Below are 20,045 nucleotides of genomic sequence, written 5' to 3'. Positions count from 1 at the left end.
GGTTTCCAGCCGCGCGCCGTCGGCCTCCAGCGCGGCGGTGGCCGCGGCCAGCGCCTGCCAGCGCAGTGCCAGCAGCCCGGTCTTCAGCTCGCGCTCCCCGGCGCGCAGCGCCCGGTACTGCTCGGCGGCACGCGCCTGCCGGGCCAGCACCTGCAGGCGGCGCTCGAGTTCCTCGCGCACGTCGGCGAGGCGGTCGAGGTTCTCGCGCGTGTGGCGGATGCGGGTTTCGGTCTCGCGCCGGCGTTCCTTGTACTTCGAGATGCCGGCGGCCTCTTCGAGGAAGGCACGCAGTTCCTCGGGCCGGGCGTCGATGACGCGCGAGATCATGCCCTGCTCGACGATCGCGTAGCTGCGCGGCCCGAGGCCGGTGCCGAGGAACAGCTCGGTCACGTCGCGCCGCCGGCAGCGCGTGCCGTTCAGGAAGTACTGGCTGGTGCCGTCGCGGTTGACGAGGCGGCGCACCGAGATCTCGGCGTAGCTCGCCCAGGCGCCGCCGAGGCGGCCTTCGGCGTTGTCGAACACCAGTTCGACGCTGGCCTGGCCGACGGGCTTGCGCGTCGCCGAACCGCTGAAGATCACGTCGCTCATCGCCTCGCCGCGCAGGCGCGAGGCCGCCGATTCGCCCATCACCCAGCGCACGGCGTCGATGACGTTGGACTTGCCGCAGCCGTTCGGGCCGAGGATGCCGACGAGGTTCGAACGCAGGTGGACCGTGACGGGATCGACGAAGGACTTGAATCCGGCGAGGCGTATCCGGGACAGGCGCATGGCGGGCAAGGATACCCGAGGCGCCGGACGGGCGGGATTGCGGTTGTGCGGATGCAGCACGCACGGCGCGGCCGGAATGGCCGGCGGAAGCTAAGGATGCAGACGGTGATGCAGGCGGACAGGTGCGCTGCGGATCCCGAGCGGTGCTGCGTGCGGAGGGGCCCCGTCCCCCGACGTGTGCGCCGTCGTTGCGATCTGCGCCGGCAGGCCGCTGCCGGGATGGCGGTCAGTCCTCGCTGTCCTCGGCCTCGGCCTTGAACAGCGCCGGCTCCAGCCCGTGGCGGGCGAGCAGCCGGTAGAACTCGGTGCGGTTGCGCCCGGCCAGCCGCGCGGCCTGTGTGACGCCGCCGCGGGTCAGGCGCAGCACGCGCACCAGATAGTCGTGCTCGAAGGCATCGCGTGCCTCCTCCAGCGGCGGGAACGGCGTGTTGCGGTCGCGCAGCGCGCGGCGCACCAGCGCCACCGGGATCACCGCCGACGGCGACAGCGCCACGCAGTGCTCGACGACGTTGGCGAGCTGGCGGACGTTGCCGGGCCAGTCGGAGGAAATCAGCATCTCCATCGCCTCGGGCGCGAAGCGCTTCGACGCCTCGCCGGCCTTCTCGGCCAGCCGCGCGAGGAACTGCTCGACCAGCAGCGGCACATCCTCGCGCCGCTCGCGCAGCGGTGGCAGGCGCAGCTCGACGACGTTCAGGCGGTAGTAGAGGTCCTCGCGAAAGCTGCCGTCGGCGACGAGCTGGTCGAGGTCGCGGTGCGTGGCCGAGATGATGCGCACATCGACCTCGACGTTGCGGGTCGAGCCGACCGGGCGCACCTGACGCTCCTGCAGCGCGCGCAGGATCTTCGCCTGCATCGCCAGCGGCAGGTCACCGATCTCGTCGAGGAACAGCGTGCCGCCGGTCGCGGCGACGAACAGGCCGTCGTGCGCGGTGTTGGCGCCGGTGAACGCACCCTTCACGTGGCCGAAAAGCTCGGATTCGAGCAGCTCGGACGGGATCGCGCCGCAGTTGACCGGCACGAACGGCCGCGTGGCGCGCGGGCTGGCCTTGTGGATGGCCTGCGCCAGCAGTTCCTTGCCGGTGCCGCTCTCGCCGTGCACGAACACCGAGACGTCGGACTTGGCGACGAGCTGCGCCTCGTCGAGCACGGATTCGAGCCGCGGGCTGCGCGTGACGATCGCCGCGCGCCAGCCGGCGGGGTTGCCGCGCGCCGGCGCCGTGGTCGCGAGCGCGCGCTGCACCTCGGCGAGCAGTTCGGCCGGCTCGAAGGGCTTCGGCAGGAAGCCGAACACGCCGTCGCGCGTGGCCTGGATGGCATCGGGAATCGTGCCGTGCGCAGTCAGCATGATCACCGGCAGCCCCGGACGCTGGCTGCGCACGGCGTCGAACAGCGCCAGGCCGTCCATGCCCGGCATGCGCAGGTCGGTGATCAGCAGGCGCGGCGCGCACAGCGTGAGCTGGGTCAGGGCTTCCTGACCGTTGGTGGCGGTTTCGACGACGTAGCCGGCGGCCTTCAGGCGCAGGACCAGCAGACGCAGCAGATCGGGATCATCGTCGACCGCGAGGATGTCGCAGCGTTTGTCGGTCACGTCATTTGCCCTGGTCGGAAAGCGTGGATTCGATCCGGCCGAGCGCCTGCAGACGGCGCTTCAGATCGAGATTCTCCTGAGTCAGTCGCTCGTTCTGCGCGCGCAGTTCCGCGACGGTGGTTTCGAGATCGGCCTTGTCCTTGCCGAGATCGGTCGCGCGCGCCTCGGCCTTGCGGGCGCTGGCGCGGGCGCGGTCGGCGACGCTGCGGGCATCGACCAGTTGCTTGCGCAGGATCGCCTCGTCGCCCGAGGGCGGCTTGTCGGTCATGCCGTTGAGGGTGTCGCAGCCGGTGCCGAGGACGGCCAGCAGACAGAGCAGGAGGGGCGGAGAGTGGCGGCGCATGTTGCGGTCACCGAGCGGGTGGTGGAAGAAAAAAAGCCTTGGCGTGGCGCGACTTGTAGGCGATCCCCCGGGGTTCAAGAGTCCTGTCCCGGTGCCCGCCGGATTTTTTTGCGCGCTACGGTGGTGCAGTCGCCGGCAGCGTCAGGCACAGGCAGGCACCACTGCCGCGGCCATCGGCGACGATCAGGTCGCCCCCATGCAGGCGGGCGAATTCACGGGCCAGGGCGAGGCCGAGACCGGAGCCACGCACCGGGGTATCCGGCTGGTGGCTGCCCTGGAAGAACAGCTCGAACACCCGCTCGCGCTCCTCGGCCGGGATGCCGGGACCGTCGTCCTCGACCTCGACGGCGACGCCGCCGGGATAGCGGCCGGCGCGCAGTGCGATGCGGCCGTCGCGCCGGGCGAACTTCAGGGCGTTGGAGAGCAGGTTGTCGAGGATCGTGCGCAGCTTGTCGTGATCGGCCTGCACGATGAGCCCCTCCGGCACGTCGAGCTCGAGCGTGACGCAGCGCGCCTGCGCGGCCAGGCGTTGCGCGCCGGCGACTTCCTCGACCAGCGCGGCGAGTGCCACCGTGCCCGCTTCGAGCTGCTGCGTGCGCGCCAGCAGGCGGTTGAAGTTCAGCAGGTCCTCGATCAGCGTCGACAGCCGCCGGGCGTTGTCGACGAGGATGCCGGCGACCTCGCGCTGGTCCTCGGCCAGCGGCCCGAGCGTACCGTCGCGCAGCAGCTCCGAGCCCTCGCGCAGCGCGGTCAGCGGCGTCTTCAGCTCGTGCGAGACATGGCGCAGGAAGCGCTGCTTCTGCGCGTCGATCTCGCCGAGGCGGCTGCGCAGCCAGTCGAGCCGCGCGCCGATCAGCTGGATGTCGCGCGGTCCGGCGAGGCTGACCGGCGTCGTGAAATCCTCGTCGCCGAGGCGCCGGATCGCCTGCGCGAGCTGGCGCGTCGGCCGTGCGATCAGGCCGCCGGCGAGCAGCGCACAGCCGCTGCCGGCGATCAGCCCGAGCGCGGCCAGCGACGCGAAGCGCCGGTTGGCCTCGGCCGTGACCTCGCGCAGCCGCGCGCTCTCGCCCTCGACCGCGTCGTCGGAGAGCTCCAGCACGTCGACCGCCTGCGCGACCAGCGGCGCGAGCTGCGCGGTCAGCACGTCGTCATCGCCGACCGGCGGACCGTCACCGACCGGCAGCGCCGCCGCCAGACGTTCGAGGCGCTGCACGCGTTCGGGGTCGAGCGCGAGCGCCCGCAGCTGGCCGAGCGTCTCGTCGACGCGCTTGCGCCGCTCGCGGTAGGTGTCGAGCAGCGTGTCGGACTGCAGCACGTTCCAGTGCCGTGCCGAGCGCTGCAGCTCGGTGACATCGGCGACCAGACCGCGGCCGTAGCGGGCTGCGGCGACTGCCGTTTCCAGCCCGGCATCGACCTCGGCGACCAGGGAATTGAGCGTGTACGCCGCCCAGCCGAGCGCGGCGAGCGGCGGCGTCAGCGCCAGCAGGAAGCCGGCGATGATCAGGCTGCGCAGGGATCCCGGCCAGCGCTGGCCGCCATGTCGGGTCACGGCCATGCGCGTGCTCAGACCGGTGCGTCGAACAGGTCGGCGCCGCCCGGGGGCAGCAGGCCGAAGTGCCGGTAGGCGTGCGCGGTCGCGGTGCGCCCGCGCGGCGTGCGCATCAGGAAGCCCTGCTGGATCAGGAAGGGTTCGAGCACGTCCTCGATCGTGCCGCGCTCCTCGCCGAGCGCGGCGGCCAGCGTGTCGAGCCCGACCGGGCCGCCGCCGAACTTGTCGAGCAGCAGGCCGAGCAGCCGGCGGTCCATGTCGTCGAAGCCCTGTTCGTCGACCTTCAGCATCGCCAGCGCCGCGCGGGCGATGTCCTGCGTGATGTGGCCGCCGGCCCTGACCTCGGCGTAGTCGCGCACGCGGCGCAGCAGCCGGTTGGCGATGCGCGGCGTGCCGCGCGAGCGCCGGCCGATCTCGCCGGCGCCGTCGTCATCGGTCGGCACGCCGAGGATGCCGGCCGAGCGGCCGACGATCTGCGTGAGTTCCGCGGTCGTGTAGAACTCCAGCCGGTGCACGATCCCGAAGCGGTCGCGCAGCGGGCTGGTCAGCAGGCCGGCGCGCGTGGTCGCGCCGACCAGCGTGAACGGCGGCAGGTCGAGCTTGATCGAGCGGGCGGCCGGGCCCTCGCCGATCAGGATGTCGATCTGGTAGTCCTCCATCGCCGGATACAGGACTTCCTCGACCACCGGCGACATGCGGTGGATCTCGTCGACGAACAGCAGATCGTAGGGTTCGAGGTTGGTCAGCAGCGCCGCGAGGTCACCGGGCTTCTCCAGCACCGGTCCGGAGGTGCTGCGCAGGTTCACGCCCATCTCGGCGGCGATGATGTGCGCGAGCGTGGTCTTGCCGAGTCCGGGCGGGCCGAACAGCAGCACGTGATCGAGCGCCTCGCGCCGGCGGCGCGCGGCATGGATGAAGATTTCGAGCTGCTCGCGCAGCGCCTGCTGGCCGACGTAGTCGGCGAGCCGCTTCGGGCGGATGGCGCGGTCGATCGCCGCATCGTCGGCACTGGCAGCCGCGGAGATCAGGCGGTCGGATTCGATCATGACGGATTCGGGGCACTCGGCAGCCGGACGGACACGGGTCCGGATCAAGATGGCGCAAAACGTCGACTTGCGTCGCGCCGTCCATCGTAAGAGCAAGAGCCGGGCCACGCACCGCTGCTGCCATGCGTCACCGACCCGGAAGGCGCGGACACGGCCCGTGCGCCCGCGAAGACGCTGAATCCCTGAAATCCGTCCGGCCGGCAAGCCATCGTCACAGCGTGACCGCGTGGAAACGATGACGGCTGGATGAAACGCATCGCGAAAGCAGGCGCTGCAGCGCGCAGGCCGGCGGTGTGGACGACCACGCGCACCGCCCGCCCTGCTTCCGCCGTCATTCGCATCGAGGCCGCCCGCTGCCGGCGCCGGTGGCGGCAGGGCTCCCCCGGCCTGCGCATCCGGGCTTCGCTGTCACCGGTAGCGCGCGCCGGCCGTTGTGCGGACAATGCACGGTCATGGATACGCCTGCCGCCGCCGAAACCGTACTCGATCTCACCGGACTGCTCTGTCCGCTGCCGCTGCTGAAGACCAAGCAGGCGATGGCGAAGATGGAGTCCGGCGAGCGCATCCGCATCCTCGCGACCGACCGCAGCGTCGTCGTCGATTTCCGCGTGTTCATCGACCGCTTCGGTCACGAACTGCTGGAATTCACCGAATCATCCGGGGGCCACTACGTGTTCGTGCTGCGCAAGGCCTGAGCACTGCCCAGAAACGCTCAGCCGCGTGACAGCGTCGCCGCCAGCGCCCGGCGGATCAGCTCCTCGCTCGGCAGCCCGTCGGCGGCCACGGCCCGGACCATGCGCGTCGCATCGGCCGGCTTGTAGCCGAGCGCGACCAGCGCCGCCTCGGCATCCTGCACCGGGTCGGGAGGTGCGTCCGGCGCGCGCGCCGGCAGCCGCGGCGCGAACTCGGCGCCGAGTTCCAGCGACTGGATGCGGTCGCGCATCTCCACCACCAGCCGCTCGGCGGTCTTGCGGCCGATGCCGGGCAGGCGGATCAGCGTCGCCACGTCGCCGGCTTCCAGGCAGCGCGCGAAGGCATCGACGCTCATGCCGGAGAGGATCACCAGCGCGAGCTTCGCGCCGATGCCGGTGACCCTGATCAGGTTGCGGAACAGCGTGCGCTCGGCGAGCGTCCCGAAGCCGTAGAGCACCTGTGCGTCCTCGCGCACGGCCAGATGCGTGTACAGCACGACCTCGGCGCCGGTCTCGGGCAGCGCGCAGCAGGTCGACAGCGAGGCTTCGAGCTCGTAGGCGAGGCCGTTGCCGAGTTCGATCATCAGCAGCGGCGGCTGCCTGAGGATCAGCCGGCCGCGCAGCCGGCCGATCATCGCCCCTGCCCCGCGCCCGCGAGCCGCGCCTGCGCGAACAGCTGCGTGCCGTGACAGATCGCGACGGCCAGCGCGTCGGCGGCATCGGCCTGCGGCGCACGCGGCAGTTTCAGCAGTGCGGTGACCATGTGCTGCACCTGTTCCTTGTCGGCGCGGCCGGTGCCGACCACGGCGAGCTTGACGACCGAGGGCATGTATTCGGCGACCGCGAGCCCGGCCTCGGCGAGCGCGAGCAGCGCCACGCCGCGCGCATGACCGAGTTTCAGGGCCGAGACGGCGTTGCGGTGCAGGAACACCTGCTCGATGGCGGCGGCCGCCGGCGCATGCACGCGCAGGATTTCGGCGAGTCCGCGGTGGATCGCGCACAGCCGCTCGCCGAGCGCGCCGGCCGGCGTGCGGATGCAGCCGCTGTCGACGTAGACGGCGCGCGGACCGTGGACATCGATGACGCCGTAGCCGGTCAGCCGCGAGCCGGGATCGACGCCGAGGATGCGCATGGCGCCGGAAACCGGCTTCAGAGCTGCGCCATCACCGCTTCGGGGATGTCGGCGTTCGAATAGACGTTCTGCGTGTCGTCGAGGTCTTCGAGCATGTCGAGCAGCTTGATCATGCTGCGCGCATCGTCGAGGCCGAGCGCGACGGTGTTGCCGGCGCGCATCGTGACCTCGGCGCTCTCGGCCACGAGTCCGGCACCGTCGAGCGCTTCCCGGACGGCCGCGAAGGCATCGGGCGCGGTCAGCACGTCGAAGGAGCCGTCCTCGTTCTCGACGAGGTCATCGGCACCGGCCTCGAGCGCGACCTCCATGACCTTCTCCTGATCGGTGCCGGCCGGGTAGCTGATGACGCCGGTCTCGGTGAACTGGAAGGCCACCGAGCCCGAGGTGCCGAGGTTGCCGCCGCACTTCGAGAAGGCGTGGCGCACTTCGGCAACCGTGCGGTTGCGGTTGTCGGTCATGCAGTCGACCATCACCGCGATGCCGCCCGGGCCGTAGCCCTCGTAGCGGATCTCCTCCAGCGTCGAGCCGTCATCGGCACCGGCACCGCGCTTGATCGCGCGCTCGATGGTGTCCTTGGACATGTTGGCGCCGAGCGCCTTGTCGACGGCCAGGCGCAGCCGCGGGTTGGCGGCCGGGTCCGGCAGCCCGCTGCGGGCGGCGATGGTGATCTCGCGGATGAAGCGGGTGAACAGCTTGCCGCGCTTGGCGTCCTGCGCGCCCTTGCGGTGCTGGATGTTCGCCCATTTGCTGTGGCCGGCCATGCGCTGCGTCTCCAGAAGATACGGTGTGCCGTGCCGGCGGCGGTGCCGGGACGGCCGGAAAAATCGGGGGCGCGAGTCTAACACCGCCCTCCGGGCGCCCGGAAATCCGCACGCCGGAGCCCTAAAGACAGCGCCCCCGCCCGGCGGATCGGCCGGACGGGGGCGCTGGCGGCTCGGGGCGCGCTGGCATCCGCCGCGCCCGCCCCCAAGGCTTTCAGCCGTGGTTCAGTCGATCGCGACCGTGTCGAGCCAGGAGCGGATCGCCCACAGCGCTTCCTGCGACAGCGCACCTTCGGGCTTCGCGAACTTCGGCATGTAGACGGCGCCGTTGCGCACGGCGCCGTTGCGCACGCGCTCCTGGAACCATTCGTCGCCGAGCGCGCCCTTTTCCAGCTTGCGCAGGTCGGGCGCGATGCCGCCCGAGATCGCGTCGATGCCATGGCAGCGCGCGCAGTTCTGCGCGAACGCCGACTTGCCGATCTTGATCGCCAGTTCGTTGCCGCGGTACGGATTGCTCTCGCGCCAGTTCTCGTCGCCGAGCGGGTCCAGCCCGGTGGTGTCGACCGCCTGCGGGGTCACGTCGCCGTGGGCGTGGGCGGTGGCCGCCGTCAGCAGGGTCGCCAGCACCAGACCTGCACGCATCGTGATCTTCATCATCGCCAAGCTCTCCTCCGGGTCTTATGGGATGAGGGGGTGTTCGAACGCCACGCAATTCAGCAATGAGCGTGCCATGAGCAAAATGCAAAGGCCAAATCATTGATCCAGAGCATTTTTGCGCACGGACAACACGTTCAGCCCCTGCAAATGGCCCGGCCATCCCGGCCGGACGGCGATGGCACATGGCCGGCTGTGACAGTTCCGGTACGCACTGTCACGGCTGGTCACGGCTGTTCCGCACACCGGCAAGCATTTCGCAGGGCGGCAGAAAACGGGTTTAGAATCAGGTTTTACCGCGCGTGGCGTAATGCCGTGCCCGGCGATACGCCCACAACGACAAGGCCGTGCCCCCCGGCGCGGCGGAGGAGGAGAGCATGTTGGACCGCCTTGCGTCGCAGCACGCCGCTCGCGTGCTGTCGGTTGCCCGGGACGGCGATGCCCGGGCTGGCCGCTCGGCCCCCGACGCGGCGATCTCGCGCTCGTGGGAGCGCTGCATCGCCAACCATGGCCTCGAACCGATCCTGCCGCGCGGCACGCTGGTGCTCGACCGGCCGGCCCTTGCGCAGCGCCAGGAGAAACTGCAGGACTTCGTCGAGCTGGCGCGCGTCGAGATGGACCGCCTGTACCAGCAGATCGCCGGCTCCGGCAGCGCGATCATCCTGACCGATGCCGACGGCGTGATCCTCAACTGCGTGACCTCGCCGGGCCTGGCGCGCATGTTCCAGCGCGCCGGCCTGTGGCTCGGCGCCGACTGGAGCGAGCGCCACGAGGGCACCAACGGCATCGGCACCTGCGTCATGGAGCGCCAGCCGGTGACCGTGCACCGCGACGAGCACTTCCTCGCCCGCCACATCGGCCTGAGCTGCTCGGCCGCCCCGATCTTCGATCCGGCCGGCAACCTGCTCGCCGTGCTCGATGCGTCCACGGTCAATTCGCGTGACTCCAAGCAGAGCCAGTTCCACGCGCTGGCGCTGGCGGCGATGTCGGCCAAGACCATCGAGAACTGCGCGTTCCAGCGCCACTTCCGCCAGGCCTCGGTGCTGCGCTTCCACGCCCGGCCCGAGTACATCGGCGTCATCGCCGAGGGCCTGCTCGCCTTCGACGGCGACGGCCGCGTGCTCGGCGCCAACCAGAGCGCGCTGAACCAGCTCGGCGGCCTGTCGCGCGAAGAACTCATGCACCTGCGCGTCGCCGACATCTTCGACCTGAGCCTCGACGTGCTGATGGGCCGCGCCAGCGTGCACGCCACCGTCTGGCCGCTGCTCGACCGCCGCGGTCACGGCTATTACGCGATGCTGCGCGGCCCCGAGAGCGCCCTCGAACGCGGGGCGATGTCGATGCCCGCCGCACGCCGCAGCACCGCGGCGGCACGCCCGGCAATCCCCCCGCAGACCGCGCCCGCCCCCGGGCGCACGATGAGCGCGGTGATCGCGCCGCGCATGGACCTCGAAGGCCTCGCCGGCGAGGACCCGGCCATGGCCTACAACGTGCGCTGCGCGCGCAAGGTCGTCGATCGCAACGTCACGATCCTGCTCAACGGCGAGACCGGCACCGGCAAGGAGGCCTTTGCCAAGGCCGTGCACGATGCCAGCGACCGCGCCGACAAGCCCTTCGTCGCGATCAACTGCGCGTCGATCCCGGAAAACCTGATCGAATCCGAACTGTTCGGCTACAAGGCCGGCGCCTTCACCGGCGCGCGCCGCGAAGGCATGCGCGGCAAGATCGTGCAGGCGCACGGCGGCACGCTGTTCCTCGACGAGATCGGCGACATGCCGGCGCACCTGCAGACGCGGCTGCTGCGCGTGCTGGAGGAGCGCGAGGTCGTGCCGCTCGGCGGCGAGGCACCGATCATGGTCGACCTGCACGTGATCAGCGCCACGCACCGCAACCTGCCGGATCTCGTTGCCAGCGGCAGCTTCCGCGAGGACCTCTACTACCGCCTCAACGGTCTGGTGCTGACGCTGCCGGCGCTGCGCGAGCGCGCCGATCTCGCCATCGTCATCGAGCGCGTGCTCGCCGCCGAGGCCGAGGGCCAGCCGGTCGAGCTGTCCTTCGAGGCGCGCAACCTGCTGCTCGAATACCCGTGGCCCGGCAACATCCGCCAGCTGCGCAACATCCTGCGCACGGCCGTCGCGCTGTGCGAGGACGCCGAGATCCGCCCCGAGGACCTGCCCGCCGAACTCGGCCGCGCTCCGGGCATGGCCGGCCCCGGCGCCGCCGAGGCGGCGCCGCGCCTCGTGTCGCCGCCGGTCGAGACGATCGCCGCGACCGATCCGGAAGGTTCGCTGGCGAGTGCCGAGAAGGCCGCGCTGCTGCGCGAGCTGGAACGCCACCGCTGGAACATGACCAACACCGCACGCGATCTCGGACTGTCGCGCAACACGCTCTATCGCAAGCTCAAGAAGCACGGCATCACGCCGCCGACGCTGTCCTGAGCAGTCCCGCCCAGACCTGTTGCTGTACCGGCGTCCCGGATTCGAACACCGGCCGGGACACCGTCGCATCGTTCCCGGGACACCACCCCCGCCCCCGGCCGCGGCGGGCCGCTGGCGACAGCCGCAAACCCGCATTCCGGGCCGCTCCCCGCTGGCTGGCATGCACATTGCTGACACTCAAACTGCGAGTTCTGACGCCGTGCCGGCACCGCCCCCCTTTCCGGTGTCGGCCGACCTCCAGCGCCGGGGCTCGCACTCCTCCTCGCTTGACCCCCGCGATCCGGGACTCTTGGGGCGACCGAACGACACGGTCGCCCGTTTTTTTGCGCGTCTTCCCACGCCCGCCTCCCGGCACCGCCCGCAGGGCGCCGGCGTGCCTCGACTGACACACTCTGTCCCGCCGGCCGGCGCTTCTGTCCGCCCGGACGGTCCGGATGCTGCGAGCGCACAACGACAAACGTCGCATGATTCGAAATAAACCTTTGACCTTCCATGCATTTTTGATCGGGCTTCCGCGGCTGACCGGCTGGCATGCGACGTGCTAAAACTGCCGGGCGGCAGTCGCCGGACCCAGAACCCCAATCACGACCCCCGATCACCGAGGAGATCACCATGCAGTGGAGCAAGCCCGAGTTCACCGAGATGCGTTTCGGCTTCGAAGTGACGATGTACATCGCCAATCGCTGAGCTGATCCGCCCGACGCCGGCCCGGGCCACCTTCCGGGCCGGCGTTTTCATTCGGCCCAGGACCGGCAGTGCCGCTGCCCGCCCGGCCATCCCTCTCCCGAGAGTGCGGCCCACCGCACCGCCCTGCCCGACCACCCACGGGACACCGACATGCACATCCACGTCCTCGGCGCCGGCGCCGGCGGCGGTTTTCCGCAGTGGAACTGCAACTGCGCGAACTGCGCCGGCTACCGTGCCGGCACGCTGCGGGCGACGGCACGCACGCAGTCCTCGATCGCGGTCAGTGCCGACGGCACGGACTGGATCCTGTTCAACGCCTCGCCCGACATCCGCGCCCAGCTCGCGGCCTTCGCGCCGATGCAGCCGAACCGCGGCATCCGTGACACCGGCATCTGCGCGGTCCTGCTGATCGACAGCCAGATCGACCACGCCACCGGCCTGCTGATGCTGCGTGAACACACGCGCCGGCTGCCGGTGTACCTGAGCGCGCCGGCGCAGCAGGACCTCTCCACCGGCCTGCCGCTGCTGAAGGTGCTCGAACACTACTGCGGCACCGAAGTGCACGAACTGCCGCTCGATGGCGCGGCGTTCACGATTCCCGGTGCCGCAGGGCTCGTGATCCGCACCGTCGCGCTGGCGAGCAAGGCGCCGCCGTACTCGCCGCACCGCCATGACCCGCATCCCGGTGACAACGTCGGTGTGTTCATCGAGGACACCCGCAGCGGCGGCAGGCTTTTCTACGCGCCCGGCCTCGGCGAAATCGAAGACCACCTCCTGCCCTACCTCGAACAGGCCGACCTGCTGCTGGTCGACGGCACCTTCTGGACCGAGGACGAGATGATCCGCCACGGCATCGTGCACAAGTTCGCGCGCGAGATGGGCCATCTGCCGCAGTCCGGCGAGGACGGCATGATCCGGGCGCTGGCGCCGTATCGCGGCCGCAAGGTGCTGATCCACATCAACAACACCAACCCGATCCTCGTCGAGGACGGGCCCGAGCGCGCCGAACTGGCCGCGCACGGCATCGAAGTGGCTTACGACGGGATGGATTTCGAACTATGAGCACGCAAGCGCCGGCCTGGAGCCGTGAGGAATTCGAGGCGCGCCTGCGCGGCCTCGGCAGCCTGTACCACATCCACCACCCCTACCACGTGCGCATGCACGAGGGGCAGCTGAGCCGCGAGCAGATCCAGGGCTGGGTCGCGAACCGCTACTACTACCAGATCAGCATCCCGCGCAAGGATGCGGCGATCCTCGCCAACTGCCCGGACCGCGACACGCGCCGGCGCTGGATCCAGCGCATCGTCGATCACGACGGCAACGACGCGCAGGAAGGCGGCATCGAGGCCTGGACGCGGCTCGGCATCGCCTGCGGCCTCGATCGCGAGACCATCGAGTCGCAGCGCCTGGTGCTGCCGGGCGTGCGCTTCGCAGTCGATGCCTACGTGAACTTCGCGCGTTCGGCGAGCTGGCAGGAGGCCGCCTGCTCGTCGCTGACCGAACTGTTCGCGCCGACCATCCACCGCCAGCGCCTGAACCACTGGCCGGACCGCTACCCGTGGATCGAGCCCGAGGGCCTGCAGTACTTCCGCAACCGCCTGACCGAGGCGCACCGCGACGTGCAGCACGGCCTCGCGATCACGCTGGAGCACTTCGCGAGCCGCCTCCAGCAGGAACGCGCGCTCGAGATCCTGCGCTTCAAGCTCGAAGTGCTGTGGACGATGTGCGATGCGATGTGGATGGCCTACGTCGCCGAGCTGCCGCCGTTCACCGGCTGCGAAGCCCCGGCGGTTCCGGCATGAGCGGCGCGCGCCTTCGCATCGCGCCCGGCTACCGCCTGCAGTGGGAGCCGGCGCAAAGCTGTCACGTGCTGCTGTATCCGGAAGGCATGGTGCAGCTCAACCCTTCCGCCGCTGCCGTGCTCGAACTCTGTGACGGCAGCCTCGATGCCGACGGCATCGTCGCGGCCCTCGAAGCGAAGTATCCCGGCGCCGATCTCGCCGCCGACGTGCGCCAGTTCCTGGAGGTCGCCGATGAGCGCGGCTGGTTACGTTCCGCCTGAAGTACCGTCACGGCCGCTGTGGCTGCTCGCCGAGCTGACCTACGCCTGTCCGCTGCAGTGCCCGTACTGCTCGAACCCGCTCGACTACACGGCGGTGCGCGAGGAGCTCGACACCGAGACCTGGAAGCGCGTGCTGCGCGAGGCCCGGGCGATGGGGGCGGCCCAGCTCGGGCTTTCCGGCGGCGAGCCGGCGACGCGCACCGACCTCGAGGAGATCGTCGCCGAGGCGCGCCGGCTCGGTTACTACACGAACCTGATCACCTCCGGACTCGGCCTCGACGCGACACGCATCGAGCGCCTGCACGCGGCCGGACTCGATCACATCCAGGTGAGCTTCCAGGCGAGCACCGAGGAGCTCAACAACCACCTCGCCGGCACCGATGCCTTCCGGCACAAGCTGGAGATCGCGCGCGCGGTCAAGGCCGCCGGCTACCCGATGGTGCTCTGCTTCGTGCTGCACCGCGACAACACCGACTCGATGGACGCGATCCTGACGCTGGCGGCACAGCTCGGTGCCGACTACGTCGAGCTCGCGACCACGCAGTACTACGGCTGGGCCTGGGTCAACCGCGACCGGCTGCTGCCGACGCGCGAGCAGCTCGTGCGCGCCGAAGCGGTCGCGCACCGCTGGCAGGCCGACATGAAGGGCCGCATGAAGATCTACTACGTCGTGCCCGACTACTTCGAGGACCGGCCGAAGGCCTGCATGAACGGCTGGGGCAAGGTGTTCCTGACCGTCGCCCCCGATGGCACCGCACTGCCCTGTCACTCGGCGCGCGAGCTGCCGGGCCTGAGCTTCCCGAACGTGCGCGATCACTCGGTCGAATGGATCTGGAAGGAATCCCCCGGCTTCAACCGCTTCCGCGGCTACGGCTGGATGAAGGAACCCTGCCGCTCCTGCGACGAGAAGGAAAAGGACTTCGGCGGCTGCCGCTGCCAGGCCTTCCTGCTGACCGGCGACCCCGAGAACGCCGATCCGGTCTGCAGCAAGTCGCCCGAGCACGGCCGCGTGCTGGCCGCGATCGAACAGGCCGCGGCGACGCCGTCCGAACGGCCGCTGGTGTTCCGCAATCCGCGCAGCGTCCGTCGCCTGCACGGCGAAGCCTGAGCGTCCGGCGCCCTCGCCACTGGCGAAAAATAAACTGAATGTAATACTCGGTGTCCGACGGATCAGCCGCCCCGGGGCGGCTGACCTGCATCAGCCCGCCGAGGTCCGGTGCCGGCTACGTTTCGCATCTTCCGAACCGCGCGCCGCGGCACCGGACCATCAAGCGACCACCGGAGAGAGTCGGCCACATGAGCATTCCGAATTACATCGAATGGAGCGACGAGCTTTCCGTCGGCATCCAGGAGATCGACGAGCAGCACAAGTATCTGGTGCAGCTGGTCAATGAGCTGAACGTGCACCTGCTGAGCCACGGCTCCGCGAAGGAGACCGTGCACGAAGCCCTGGACAAGCTGATCCGCTACACCGAGACGCACTTCGTGGTCGAGGAAAGCCTGATGCGCATCCTCGGCTACCCCGACTACGACTCGCACCGCCAGCACCACGAGGACCTGATCCAGATGGTGCTCGACTTCCGCCAGCAGCTCAACGTGGAAGGTCGCGTCTCGCGCACCGAACTCATGGAGTTCCTGCACAAGTGGCTGACCTATCACATCCTGAAGGAAGACAAGCAGTACTCGGAGCACTTCCTGAGCCGTGGCGCGCAGCGCTCGTGGCTGAAGGGCTCGTGGCTGAAGAAGTTCTGGAAGTGAAGCTCCGCAACTGAAGCCCGGAAGAGGGCCCGCACCGGGCGCGCTGTCCGGAACCCGCTGAACACGACGCCGGCCTGCCGGCGTCGTTGCGTTTCAGCCGGCGTCGATGCTGACCTGCTCGCCGACATCGGCGAAGCAGGTGAACAGCGAGGCCGGCCGGCCGCGATCAGCCGCCGGTGCCACGGCCTCGTACAGCCGTGCGGCCGCCTCGACCCAGGCCGCCAGCATCGGCGGCTCGGCGAGCAGATGCCCGGCCTTCGGCAGGCGCACCAGCTCCGCATCCGGCCATACCGCCCCGAGGGCCTCGGCCTGCACGATCGGGCAGACGCGATCGAGCTCGCCGTGCAGCAGGATGCCGGGGATGCCGTCGAGACGATGGGCGTTGGCGAGCACCCGGTTCGGCACGATGAAGCAGGCGTGATGCAGGTAGTGCGCGGCGATGCGCGCCTGCGCGATGCGCCGCAGCGGATCGGGTGGCAGCTGCGGCTCGCGATCGGGCGGCAGCGTCCAGGTCGCGACGGCGTTGTCCCAGCCCGCCCAGGCGGTGGCGGCCCGCGCGACGACCTCCGGGTCCGACGAGGTCAGGCGCCGGTAGTAACTGGTCAGCAGGTCACGGCGCTCGGTCTCGTCGAGATGGCCGACGAAGGCCCGCCAGGCGCTCGGAAAGCGCAGCGCCACGCCATCGGCGCGGTAATACCAGGCGATGTCGCGCGGGCGCGCGAGGAAGGTGCCGCGCAGCAGCAGCCCGAGCGTGCTGTCCGGAAAGGCCTCGGCGTACAGCAGGCCGAGCGTCGCCCCCCAGGAGCCGCCGGCGACGACCCAGCGGTCGATGCCGAGCGCAAAGCGGATGCGTTCGAGATCGCCGAGCAGGTCGGCGGTCGAATTGTGTTCGATGCAGCCGGCCGGCAGCGAACGCCCGGCCCCGCGCTGATCGACCAGCACGATGCGCCAGCGCGCCGGATCGAACAGCCGCCGCTGCAGCGGATTGCAGCCCGAACCCGGGCCACCGTGCAGGAAGATCACCGGCAGCCCGTCGGGCGTGCCGCATTCCTCCACGTGCAGCACATGGCCCTCGCCGACGGCGAGGGCATGCACCGCGTACGGCTCGCAGGGCGGAAACAGGCAGCTGTCCAAGGTTCGCCCTCCGGCCGCACGCCGGCCGCAGCCGGCCGGCGTGTGCCTGCAGAAAGTCCCGTCGTGACGACGCAGCGGCAGGAAGGCCGCTCCGCTCACGGATCAGTTCACGGCTCAGTTCACGAAATAGTGACCGACGCCGACGATCAGGCCGTTGACGACCTTGATGTGCGACATCTTGCGCTGCAGCTTGTTGACCTTCGGGTTCAGCCACATGTACTCGACCTCGCCCTCGCCCTTGTTCTTGGCGATGTCGAGCATGGTCGCGACCACCGGGTTGCCGGCGACATCGACGAGGTCACGGGCCGGCTTGCCGACCAGAGCGGGATTCTGGCCGTTGGCCTTGTAGGTGCCCTCCATGTCGAACGCGAACACGTACAGCTCGCCCTTCACGAACTTGCCCTTCGGATTGTTGAACTCGGCGAGCGCGGCATCGACACCCTTGTCCTTGATCTCGGCGACGGCCTGTTCCAGCAGCGCCAGCGCGTCCTTCTCGGTCGCCCAGGCGTGGGCGCTGGTCGAGCTGAAGGCCAGCAGCGCGGTCGTGAACAGGGCCGTCAGGATCCTGATGAATTTCATGGAGCTTTCTCCTCCGGTCTGAAGCTTGTCGAAGCTTGTTTGGAATGTGCCGCTGACGGGCAACGGAAGGGTGCGCGGAACGCCGCGTCTGCAAGCCTCGCGCGGCGCCCCAGCGACTGCACTGACCCATAGCAAGGAGCAAGCCATTGACAGCAAGACGCTGATTTGACATGGCCCGCGACCGGGGCGAAACCGCTGTCCGAGCGGCGTCACAGCCGCCCTGTCACGGAATCGGTACGCCATCCGGCACAGGCTGCGCGCCGTCTGGCGTATCGCGGCCTCAGCCCGGCCGGCCGCTGCGCTTCAGCAGCCCCCGCTGCGGGTCGTAGCCCAGCGTAGCCGCGATGAAGAACAGCGCCGCGCTGCCGAGCACGACTGTGCAGGCCAGTGGCTCGAAGCGCCCGTACAGCGCGTAGCGGATCAGCTCGACCGCATGCGTGAACGGGTTCCACCGGGCGATGTGCCAGACGATCTCGGCGCCCGATTCGCGCAGCTTCCACAGCGGGTACAGCGCCGAGGAAATGAAGAACATCGGGAAGATCACGAAATTCATCGTGCCGGCGAAGTTTTCGAGCTGCTTCACGTACACCGACAGCAGCAGCCCGAGCGCGCCGAGCATCAGCCCGCCGGCCGCGAGCGCCGGCAGCACCGCCAGCCAGCCGCCGGCCGGAATCTCGACGCCGAAGGCCGCCGCCACCAGCAGGAAGGCATAGGCCTGCAGCACCGACAGCAGCGTGCCGGCCGCGAGCTTGCAGAACAGCAGCCACCAGCGCGGCAGCGGCGCGGTCAGCAGCAGCCGCATCATGCCCATCTCGCGATCGTAGACCATCGCCAGGCTCGACTGCATGCCGTTGAACAGCAGCACCATGCCGAGCAGGCCCGGCGCGATGTAGACGCGGTATTCGATGTAGGTGTCGTAGGGCGGGATGATCGCGACGCCGAACACGTTCTGGAAACCGGCGGCGAACACGATCAGCCACAGGCTCGGGCGCACCAGCGACGAGAACAGCCGCCCGTACTGGCGGCAGAACTTCGCGACTTCGCGGCCGGCAACGGCGTTGAGCGCGAGCAGGGCGTGGGCGGGGGTCATCGGCGGACGGGCCTCGGCAGCGCTGGGAAAGGATGCCGCGCAGCTTAAACGCCTGCGGAAACGCCCGCGAACCCCGGCGCCTGCGCCACGACCCGCACCGGTGCAGCCGCCCCGCCGGCGGGCGCAGCTGTCAGGAGCCTTGACGCTGGCCGGCCAACATGAACAAGCCGCACACGACCGATCAGCGACTTGGGGGCCGTGTGCGCCGATGGCATCGGGCTTGTATCGCTGCATCGCAGCATCCGCAACCGCCTGCGGACGCCGCGCATCCCGTTCCCCACCCGCCCCCGGGAGTCTGCCGCATCATGTCGAGCCCCACGCCGCGTCATCCGTCCTCCCCCGCCAGCGGCCCCGCGTCGCTGGAGCGCACCCTCGGCCCCTGGCAGCTCTGGGGCATCGCCGTCGGTCTCGTGATCTCCGGTGAATACTTCGGCTGGAGCTACGGCTGGGCCAGCGCCGGCACGCTCGGCTTCCTCGTCACCTCGACGCTGGTCGCGCTGATGTACGCGTGCTTCATCTTCAGCTTCACCGAGCTGACCACGGCGATCCCGCACGCCGGCGGCCCGTTCGCGTATGCGCGCCGCGCCTTCGGCCCGGCCGGCGGGTATCTGGCCGGTGCGGCGACGCTGGTCGAGTTCGTGTTCGCCCCGCCGGCGATCGCGATGGCGATCGGCGCCTACCTGAACGTGCAGTTCCCGGGGCTCGATGCCAGGACCGCCGCGGTCGGGGCCTACGTGATCTTCATGACGCTGAACATCCTCGGCGTGCAGATCGCGGCGACCTTCGAGCTGTTCGTGACCGTGATCGCGATCGTCGAGCTGCTGGTGTTCATGGGCGTGGTCGCGCCGGGCTTCTCGCTCGCGAACTTCACGGCCGGCGGCTGGGCCGGGGCCGACAGCTTCACCTGGGGCTCGGTCGCCGGCATCGTCGCGGCGATCCCGTTCGCGATCTGGTTCTTCCTCGCGATCGAGGGCGCGGCGATGGCCGCCGAGGAGGCCATCGAGCCGACGCGCACGATCCCGATCGCCTACATCGCCGGCATCCTGACGCTGCTCGTGCTCGCCTACGGCGTCATGCTGTTCGCCGGCGCGACCGGAGACTGGACGAAGCTCTCGAACATCAACGATCCGCTGCCGCAGGCGATGAAGGTGATCGTCGGCGAAAACTCGGGCTGGCTGCACATGCTGGTGTGGATCGGCCTGTTCGGGCTGATCGCGAGCTTCCACGGCATCATCATGGGCTACTCGCGCCAGATCTACGCGCAGGCGCGCGCCGGCTACCTGCCGCGCTGGCTCGCGCAGGTGCACCCGCGCTTCCACACCCCGCACCGCGCGATCCTCGCCGGCGGCGTGGTCGGCATCGCCGCGATCTTCTCCGACGAACTGGTCAGCTTCGGCGGCCAGACGCTGACCGCCAACATCGTCACGATGTCGGTGTTCGGCGCGATCGTGCTGTATCTGGTCAGCATGGCCAGCCTGTTCCGGCTGCGCCGGCTCGAGCCCGCGCTGCCGCGGCCGTTCCGCGCGCCGCTGTACCCGCTGCTGCCGGGCATCGCCTTCGCGCTCGCCGCGCTCTGCCTGCTGACGATGATCTGGTTCAACCCGCAGATCGCCGCGCTGTTCGCCGGCCTGCTCGTGCTCGGCTATCTGTACTTCCGGCTGACCGCCGGCCAGCGCGCCGCGGCGCACGACGACACGCTGCTGCAGGCCGTGCCGGCGGCCGACTAGCGCGTGCGGTGCGGCCGGGCGAACGCGCCCGGGACGC

The 20,045-nt window shown here is 70.0% G+C and carries 21 protein-coding genes; 9 read left to right on the top strand and 12 right to left on the bottom strand.

Going from position 1 to position 20,045, the window contains the following annotated elements:
• The 5 genes from PKE44_RS04145 to ruvB form a co-directional block, all read right to left on the bottom strand.
• Positions 1-768, bottom strand: a 768-nt coding sequence (locus tag PKE44_RS04145) for an AAA family ATPase (RefSeq protein WP_324548423.1), incomplete at its 3' end; no start/stop codon positions are given.
• 226 nt (positions 769-994) lie between these two features.
• Entirely contained in the window at positions 995-2,356 is a 1,362-nt protein-coding gene (locus PKE44_RS04140) for a sigma 54-interacting transcriptional regulator (RefSeq protein ID WP_324548422.1), read from the bottom strand.
• Between the two features lies 1 nt (position 2,357).
• Complete coding sequence (locus tag PKE44_RS04135; RefSeq protein ID WP_324548421.1) at positions 2,358-2,699, bottom strand: hypothetical protein; 342 nt, start codon at positions 2,697-2,699, stop codon at positions 2,358-2,360.
• Positions 2,700-2,814: 115 nt separating this feature from the next.
• Positions 2,815-4,254, bottom strand: a complete 1,440-nt coding sequence (locus PKE44_RS04130; RefSeq protein WP_324548420.1) for an ATP-binding protein — start codon at positions 4,252-4,254, stop codon at positions 2,815-2,817.
• Between the two features lie 8 nt (positions 4,255-4,262).
• Positions 4,263-5,294: a Holliday junction branch migration DNA helicase RuvB gene (ruvB, locus tag PKE44_RS04125; RefSeq protein WP_324548419.1), complete on the bottom strand. Its 1,032-nt coding sequence runs from the start codon at positions 5,292-5,294 to the stop codon at positions 4,263-4,265.
• Positions 5,295-5,746: 452 nt separating this feature from the next.
• Between ruvB and PKE44_RS04120 the strand changes: the two genes are divergently transcribed.
• Complete coding sequence (locus PKE44_RS04120) at positions 5,747-5,989, top strand: sulfurtransferase TusA family protein (RefSeq protein ID WP_324548418.1); 243 nt, start codon at positions 5,747-5,749, stop codon at positions 5,987-5,989.
• Between the two features lie 17 nt (positions 5,990-6,006).
• On the opposite strand, the gene ruvA is transcribed toward PKE44_RS04120, so the two are convergent.
• The 4 genes from ruvA to pedF all read right to left on the bottom strand — a co-directional run bounded on the left by ruvA (position 6,007) and on the right by pedF (position 8,536).
• Positions 6,007-6,621, bottom strand: coding sequence for a Holliday junction branch migration protein RuvA (ruvA, locus tag PKE44_RS04115; RefSeq protein ID WP_324548417.1), 615 nt, complete (start codon positions 6,619-6,621; stop codon positions 6,007-6,009).
• Positions 6,618-7,118 (bottom strand): crossover junction endodeoxyribonuclease RuvC, encoded by a 501-nt coding sequence (ruvC, locus tag PKE44_RS04110; protein WP_324548416.1) that lies wholly within the window; start codon positions 7,116-7,118, stop codon positions 6,618-6,620. The genes ruvA and ruvC overlap by 4 nt, the downstream gene beginning before the upstream one ends.
• Before the next feature lie 17 nt (positions 7,119-7,135).
• Positions 7,136-7,879, bottom strand: a complete 744-nt coding sequence (locus tag PKE44_RS04105; protein ID WP_324548415.1) for a YebC/PmpR family DNA-binding transcriptional regulator — start codon at positions 7,877-7,879, stop codon at positions 7,136-7,138.
• Between the two features lie 225 nt (positions 7,880-8,104).
• Positions 8,105-8,536 carry a cytochrome c-550 PedF gene (pedF, locus tag PKE44_RS04100; RefSeq protein ID WP_324548414.1) on the bottom strand — a complete coding sequence of 144 codons (432 nt, stop codon included), beginning with the start codon at positions 8,534-8,536 and terminating at the stop codon, positions 8,105-8,107.
• A 374-nt stretch (positions 8,537-8,910) separates the two neighbouring features.
• On the opposite strand from pedF, the gene PKE44_RS04095 reads away from it, so the two are divergent.
• The 7 genes from PKE44_RS04095 to PKE44_RS04065 all read left to right on the top strand — a co-directional run bounded on the left by PKE44_RS04095 (position 8,911) and on the right by PKE44_RS04065 (position 15,478).
• The gene (locus tag PKE44_RS04095; RefSeq protein ID WP_324548413.1) at positions 8,911-10,971 is read left to right on the top strand and encodes a sigma-54-dependent Fis family transcriptional regulator; all 2,061 of its coding nucleotides are present in this window, start codon (positions 8,911-8,913) and stop codon (positions 10,969-10,971) included.
• Between the two features lie 612 nt (positions 10,972-11,583).
• Complete coding sequence (pqqA, locus tag PKE44_RS04090) at positions 11,584-11,658, top strand: pyrroloquinoline quinone precursor peptide PqqA (RefSeq protein ID WP_324548424.1); 75 nt, start codon at positions 11,584-11,586, stop codon at positions 11,656-11,658.
• Between the two features lie 150 nt (positions 11,659-11,808).
• Positions 11,809-12,720: a pyrroloquinoline quinone biosynthesis protein PqqB gene (gene pqqB / locus PKE44_RS04085; RefSeq protein WP_324548412.1), complete on the top strand. Its 912-nt coding sequence runs from the start codon at positions 11,809-11,811 to the stop codon at positions 12,718-12,720.
• Positions 12,717-13,460, top strand: coding sequence for a pyrroloquinoline-quinone synthase PqqC (pqqC, locus tag PKE44_RS04080; RefSeq protein ID WP_324548411.1), 744 nt, complete (start codon positions 12,717-12,719; stop codon positions 13,458-13,460). The genes pqqB and pqqC overlap by 4 nt, the downstream gene beginning before the upstream one ends.
• Entirely contained in the window at positions 13,457-13,720 is a 264-nt protein-coding gene (gene pqqD / locus PKE44_RS04075) for a pyrroloquinoline quinone biosynthesis peptide chaperone PqqD (RefSeq protein ID WP_324548410.1), read from the top strand. The genes pqqC and pqqD overlap by 4 nt, the downstream gene beginning before the upstream one ends.
• Entirely contained in the window at positions 13,692-14,828 is a 1,137-nt protein-coding gene (pqqE, locus tag PKE44_RS04070; RefSeq protein ID WP_324548409.1) for a pyrroloquinoline quinone biosynthesis protein PqqE, read from the top strand. The genes pqqD and pqqE overlap by 29 nt, the downstream gene beginning before the upstream one ends.
• A 188-nt stretch (positions 14,829-15,016) precedes the next feature.
• Complete coding sequence (locus tag PKE44_RS04065) at positions 15,017-15,478, top strand: bacteriohemerythrin (RefSeq protein ID WP_324548408.1); 462 nt, start codon at positions 15,017-15,019, stop codon at positions 15,476-15,478.
• A gap of 93 nt (positions 15,479-15,571) precedes the next feature.
• Here the strand turns inward: PKE44_RS04065 and pip are convergent, their stop codons facing one another.
• The 3 genes from pip to PKE44_RS04050 all read right to left on the bottom strand — a co-directional run bounded on the left by pip (position 15,572) and on the right by PKE44_RS04050 (position 18,281).
• Positions 15,572-16,612 (bottom strand): prolyl aminopeptidase, encoded by a 1,041-nt coding sequence (gene pip, locus PKE44_RS04060; RefSeq protein ID WP_324548403.1) that lies wholly within the window; start codon positions 16,610-16,612, stop codon positions 15,572-15,574.
• Positions 16,613-16,726: 114 nt separating this feature from the next.
• On the bottom strand, positions 16,727-17,191 hold the full coding sequence (locus PKE44_RS04055) for a cache domain-containing protein (protein ID WP_324548402.1): 465 nt from the start codon (positions 17,189-17,191) through the stop codon (positions 16,727-16,729).
• 280 nt (positions 17,192-17,471) lie between these two features.
• Positions 17,472-18,281, bottom strand: coding sequence for an ABC transporter permease (locus PKE44_RS04050; protein ID WP_324548401.1), 810 nt, complete (start codon positions 18,279-18,281; stop codon positions 17,472-17,474).
• A gap of 305 nt (positions 18,282-18,586) precedes the next feature.
• Here PKE44_RS04050 and eat point away from each other — a divergent pair, with 305 nt between their 5' ends.
• A complete protein-coding gene (gene eat / locus PKE44_RS04045; protein ID WP_324548400.1) occupies positions 18,587-20,008 on the top strand; it encodes an ethanolamine permease in 1,422 nt (473 codons plus the stop codon).
• The last annotated feature ends 37 nt before the right edge of the window (positions 20,009-20,045 follow it).

This window comes from Plasticicumulans sp. (genome assembly GCF_035331805.1).
Lineage (GTDB): Bacteria > Pseudomonadota > Gammaproteobacteria > Competibacterales > Competibacteraceae > Plasticicumulans.
Note: the sequence above shows the minus strand (reverse complement) of the source record. Positions and strands in the feature narration are given on the sequence as shown.

What these genes read in the sequence shown, in the direction of transcription:
- PKE44_RS04135 (WP_324548421.1), bottom strand. Translation starts at nt 2,699, where the DNA reads ATGCGCCGCCACTCTCCGCCCCTCCTGCTCTGTCTGCTGGCCGTCCTC.
- PKE44_RS04130 (WP_324548420.1), bottom strand. Translation starts at nt 4,254, where the DNA reads ATGGCCGTGACCCGACATGGCGGCCAGCGCTGGCCGGGATCCCTGCGC.
- ruvB (WP_324548419.1), bottom strand. Translation starts at nt 5,294, where the DNA reads ATGATCGAATCCGACCGCCTGATCTCCGCGGCTGCCAGTGCCGACGAT.
- PKE44_RS04120 (WP_324548418.1), top strand. Translation starts at nt 5,747, where the DNA reads ATGGATACGCCTGCCGCCGCCGAAACCGTACTCGATCTCACCGGACTG.
- ruvA (WP_324548417.1), bottom strand. Translation starts at nt 6,621, where the DNA reads ATGATCGGCCGGCTGCGCGGCCGGCTGATCCTCAGGCAGCCGCCGCTG.
- ruvC (WP_324548416.1), bottom strand. Translation starts at nt 7,118, where the DNA reads ATGCGCATCCTCGGCGTCGATCCCGGCTCGCGGCTGACCGGCTACGGC.
- PKE44_RS04105 (WP_324548415.1), bottom strand. Translation starts at nt 7,879, where the DNA reads ATGGCCGGCCACAGCAAATGGGCGAACATCCAGCACCGCAAGGGCGCG.
- pedF (WP_324548414.1), bottom strand. Translation starts at nt 8,536, where the DNA reads ATGATGAAGATCACGATGCGTGCAGGTCTGGTGCTGGCGACCCTGCTG.
- PKE44_RS04095 (WP_324548413.1), top strand. Translation starts at nt 8,911, where the DNA reads ATGTTGGACCGCCTTGCGTCGCAGCACGCCGCTCGCGTGCTGTCGGTT.
- pqqB (WP_324548412.1), top strand. Translation starts at nt 11,809, where the DNA reads ATGCACATCCACGTCCTCGGCGCCGGCGCCGGCGGCGGTTTTCCGCAG.
- pqqC (WP_324548411.1), top strand. Translation starts at nt 12,717, where the DNA reads ATGAGCACGCAAGCGCCGGCCTGGAGCCGTGAGGAATTCGAGGCGCGC.
- pqqD (WP_324548410.1), top strand. Translation starts at nt 13,457, where the DNA reads ATGAGCGGCGCGCGCCTTCGCATCGCGCCCGGCTACCGCCTGCAGTGG.
- pqqE (WP_324548409.1), top strand. Translation starts at nt 13,692, where the DNA reads ATGAGCGCGGCTGGTTACGTTCCGCCTGAAGTACCGTCACGGCCGCTG.
- PKE44_RS04065 (WP_324548408.1), top strand. Translation starts at nt 15,017, where the DNA reads ATGAGCATTCCGAATTACATCGAATGGAGCGACGAGCTTTCCGTCGGC.
- PKE44_RS04055 (WP_324548402.1), bottom strand. Translation starts at nt 17,191, where the DNA reads ATGAAATTCATCAGGATCCTGACGGCCCTGTTCACGACCGCGCTGCTG.
- PKE44_RS04050 (WP_324548401.1), bottom strand. Translation starts at nt 18,281, where the DNA reads ATGACCCCCGCCCACGCCCTGCTCGCGCTCAACGCCGTTGCCGGCCGC.
- eat (WP_324548400.1), top strand. Translation starts at nt 18,587, where the DNA reads ATGTCGAGCCCCACGCCGCGTCATCCGTCCTCCCCCGCCAGCGGCCCC.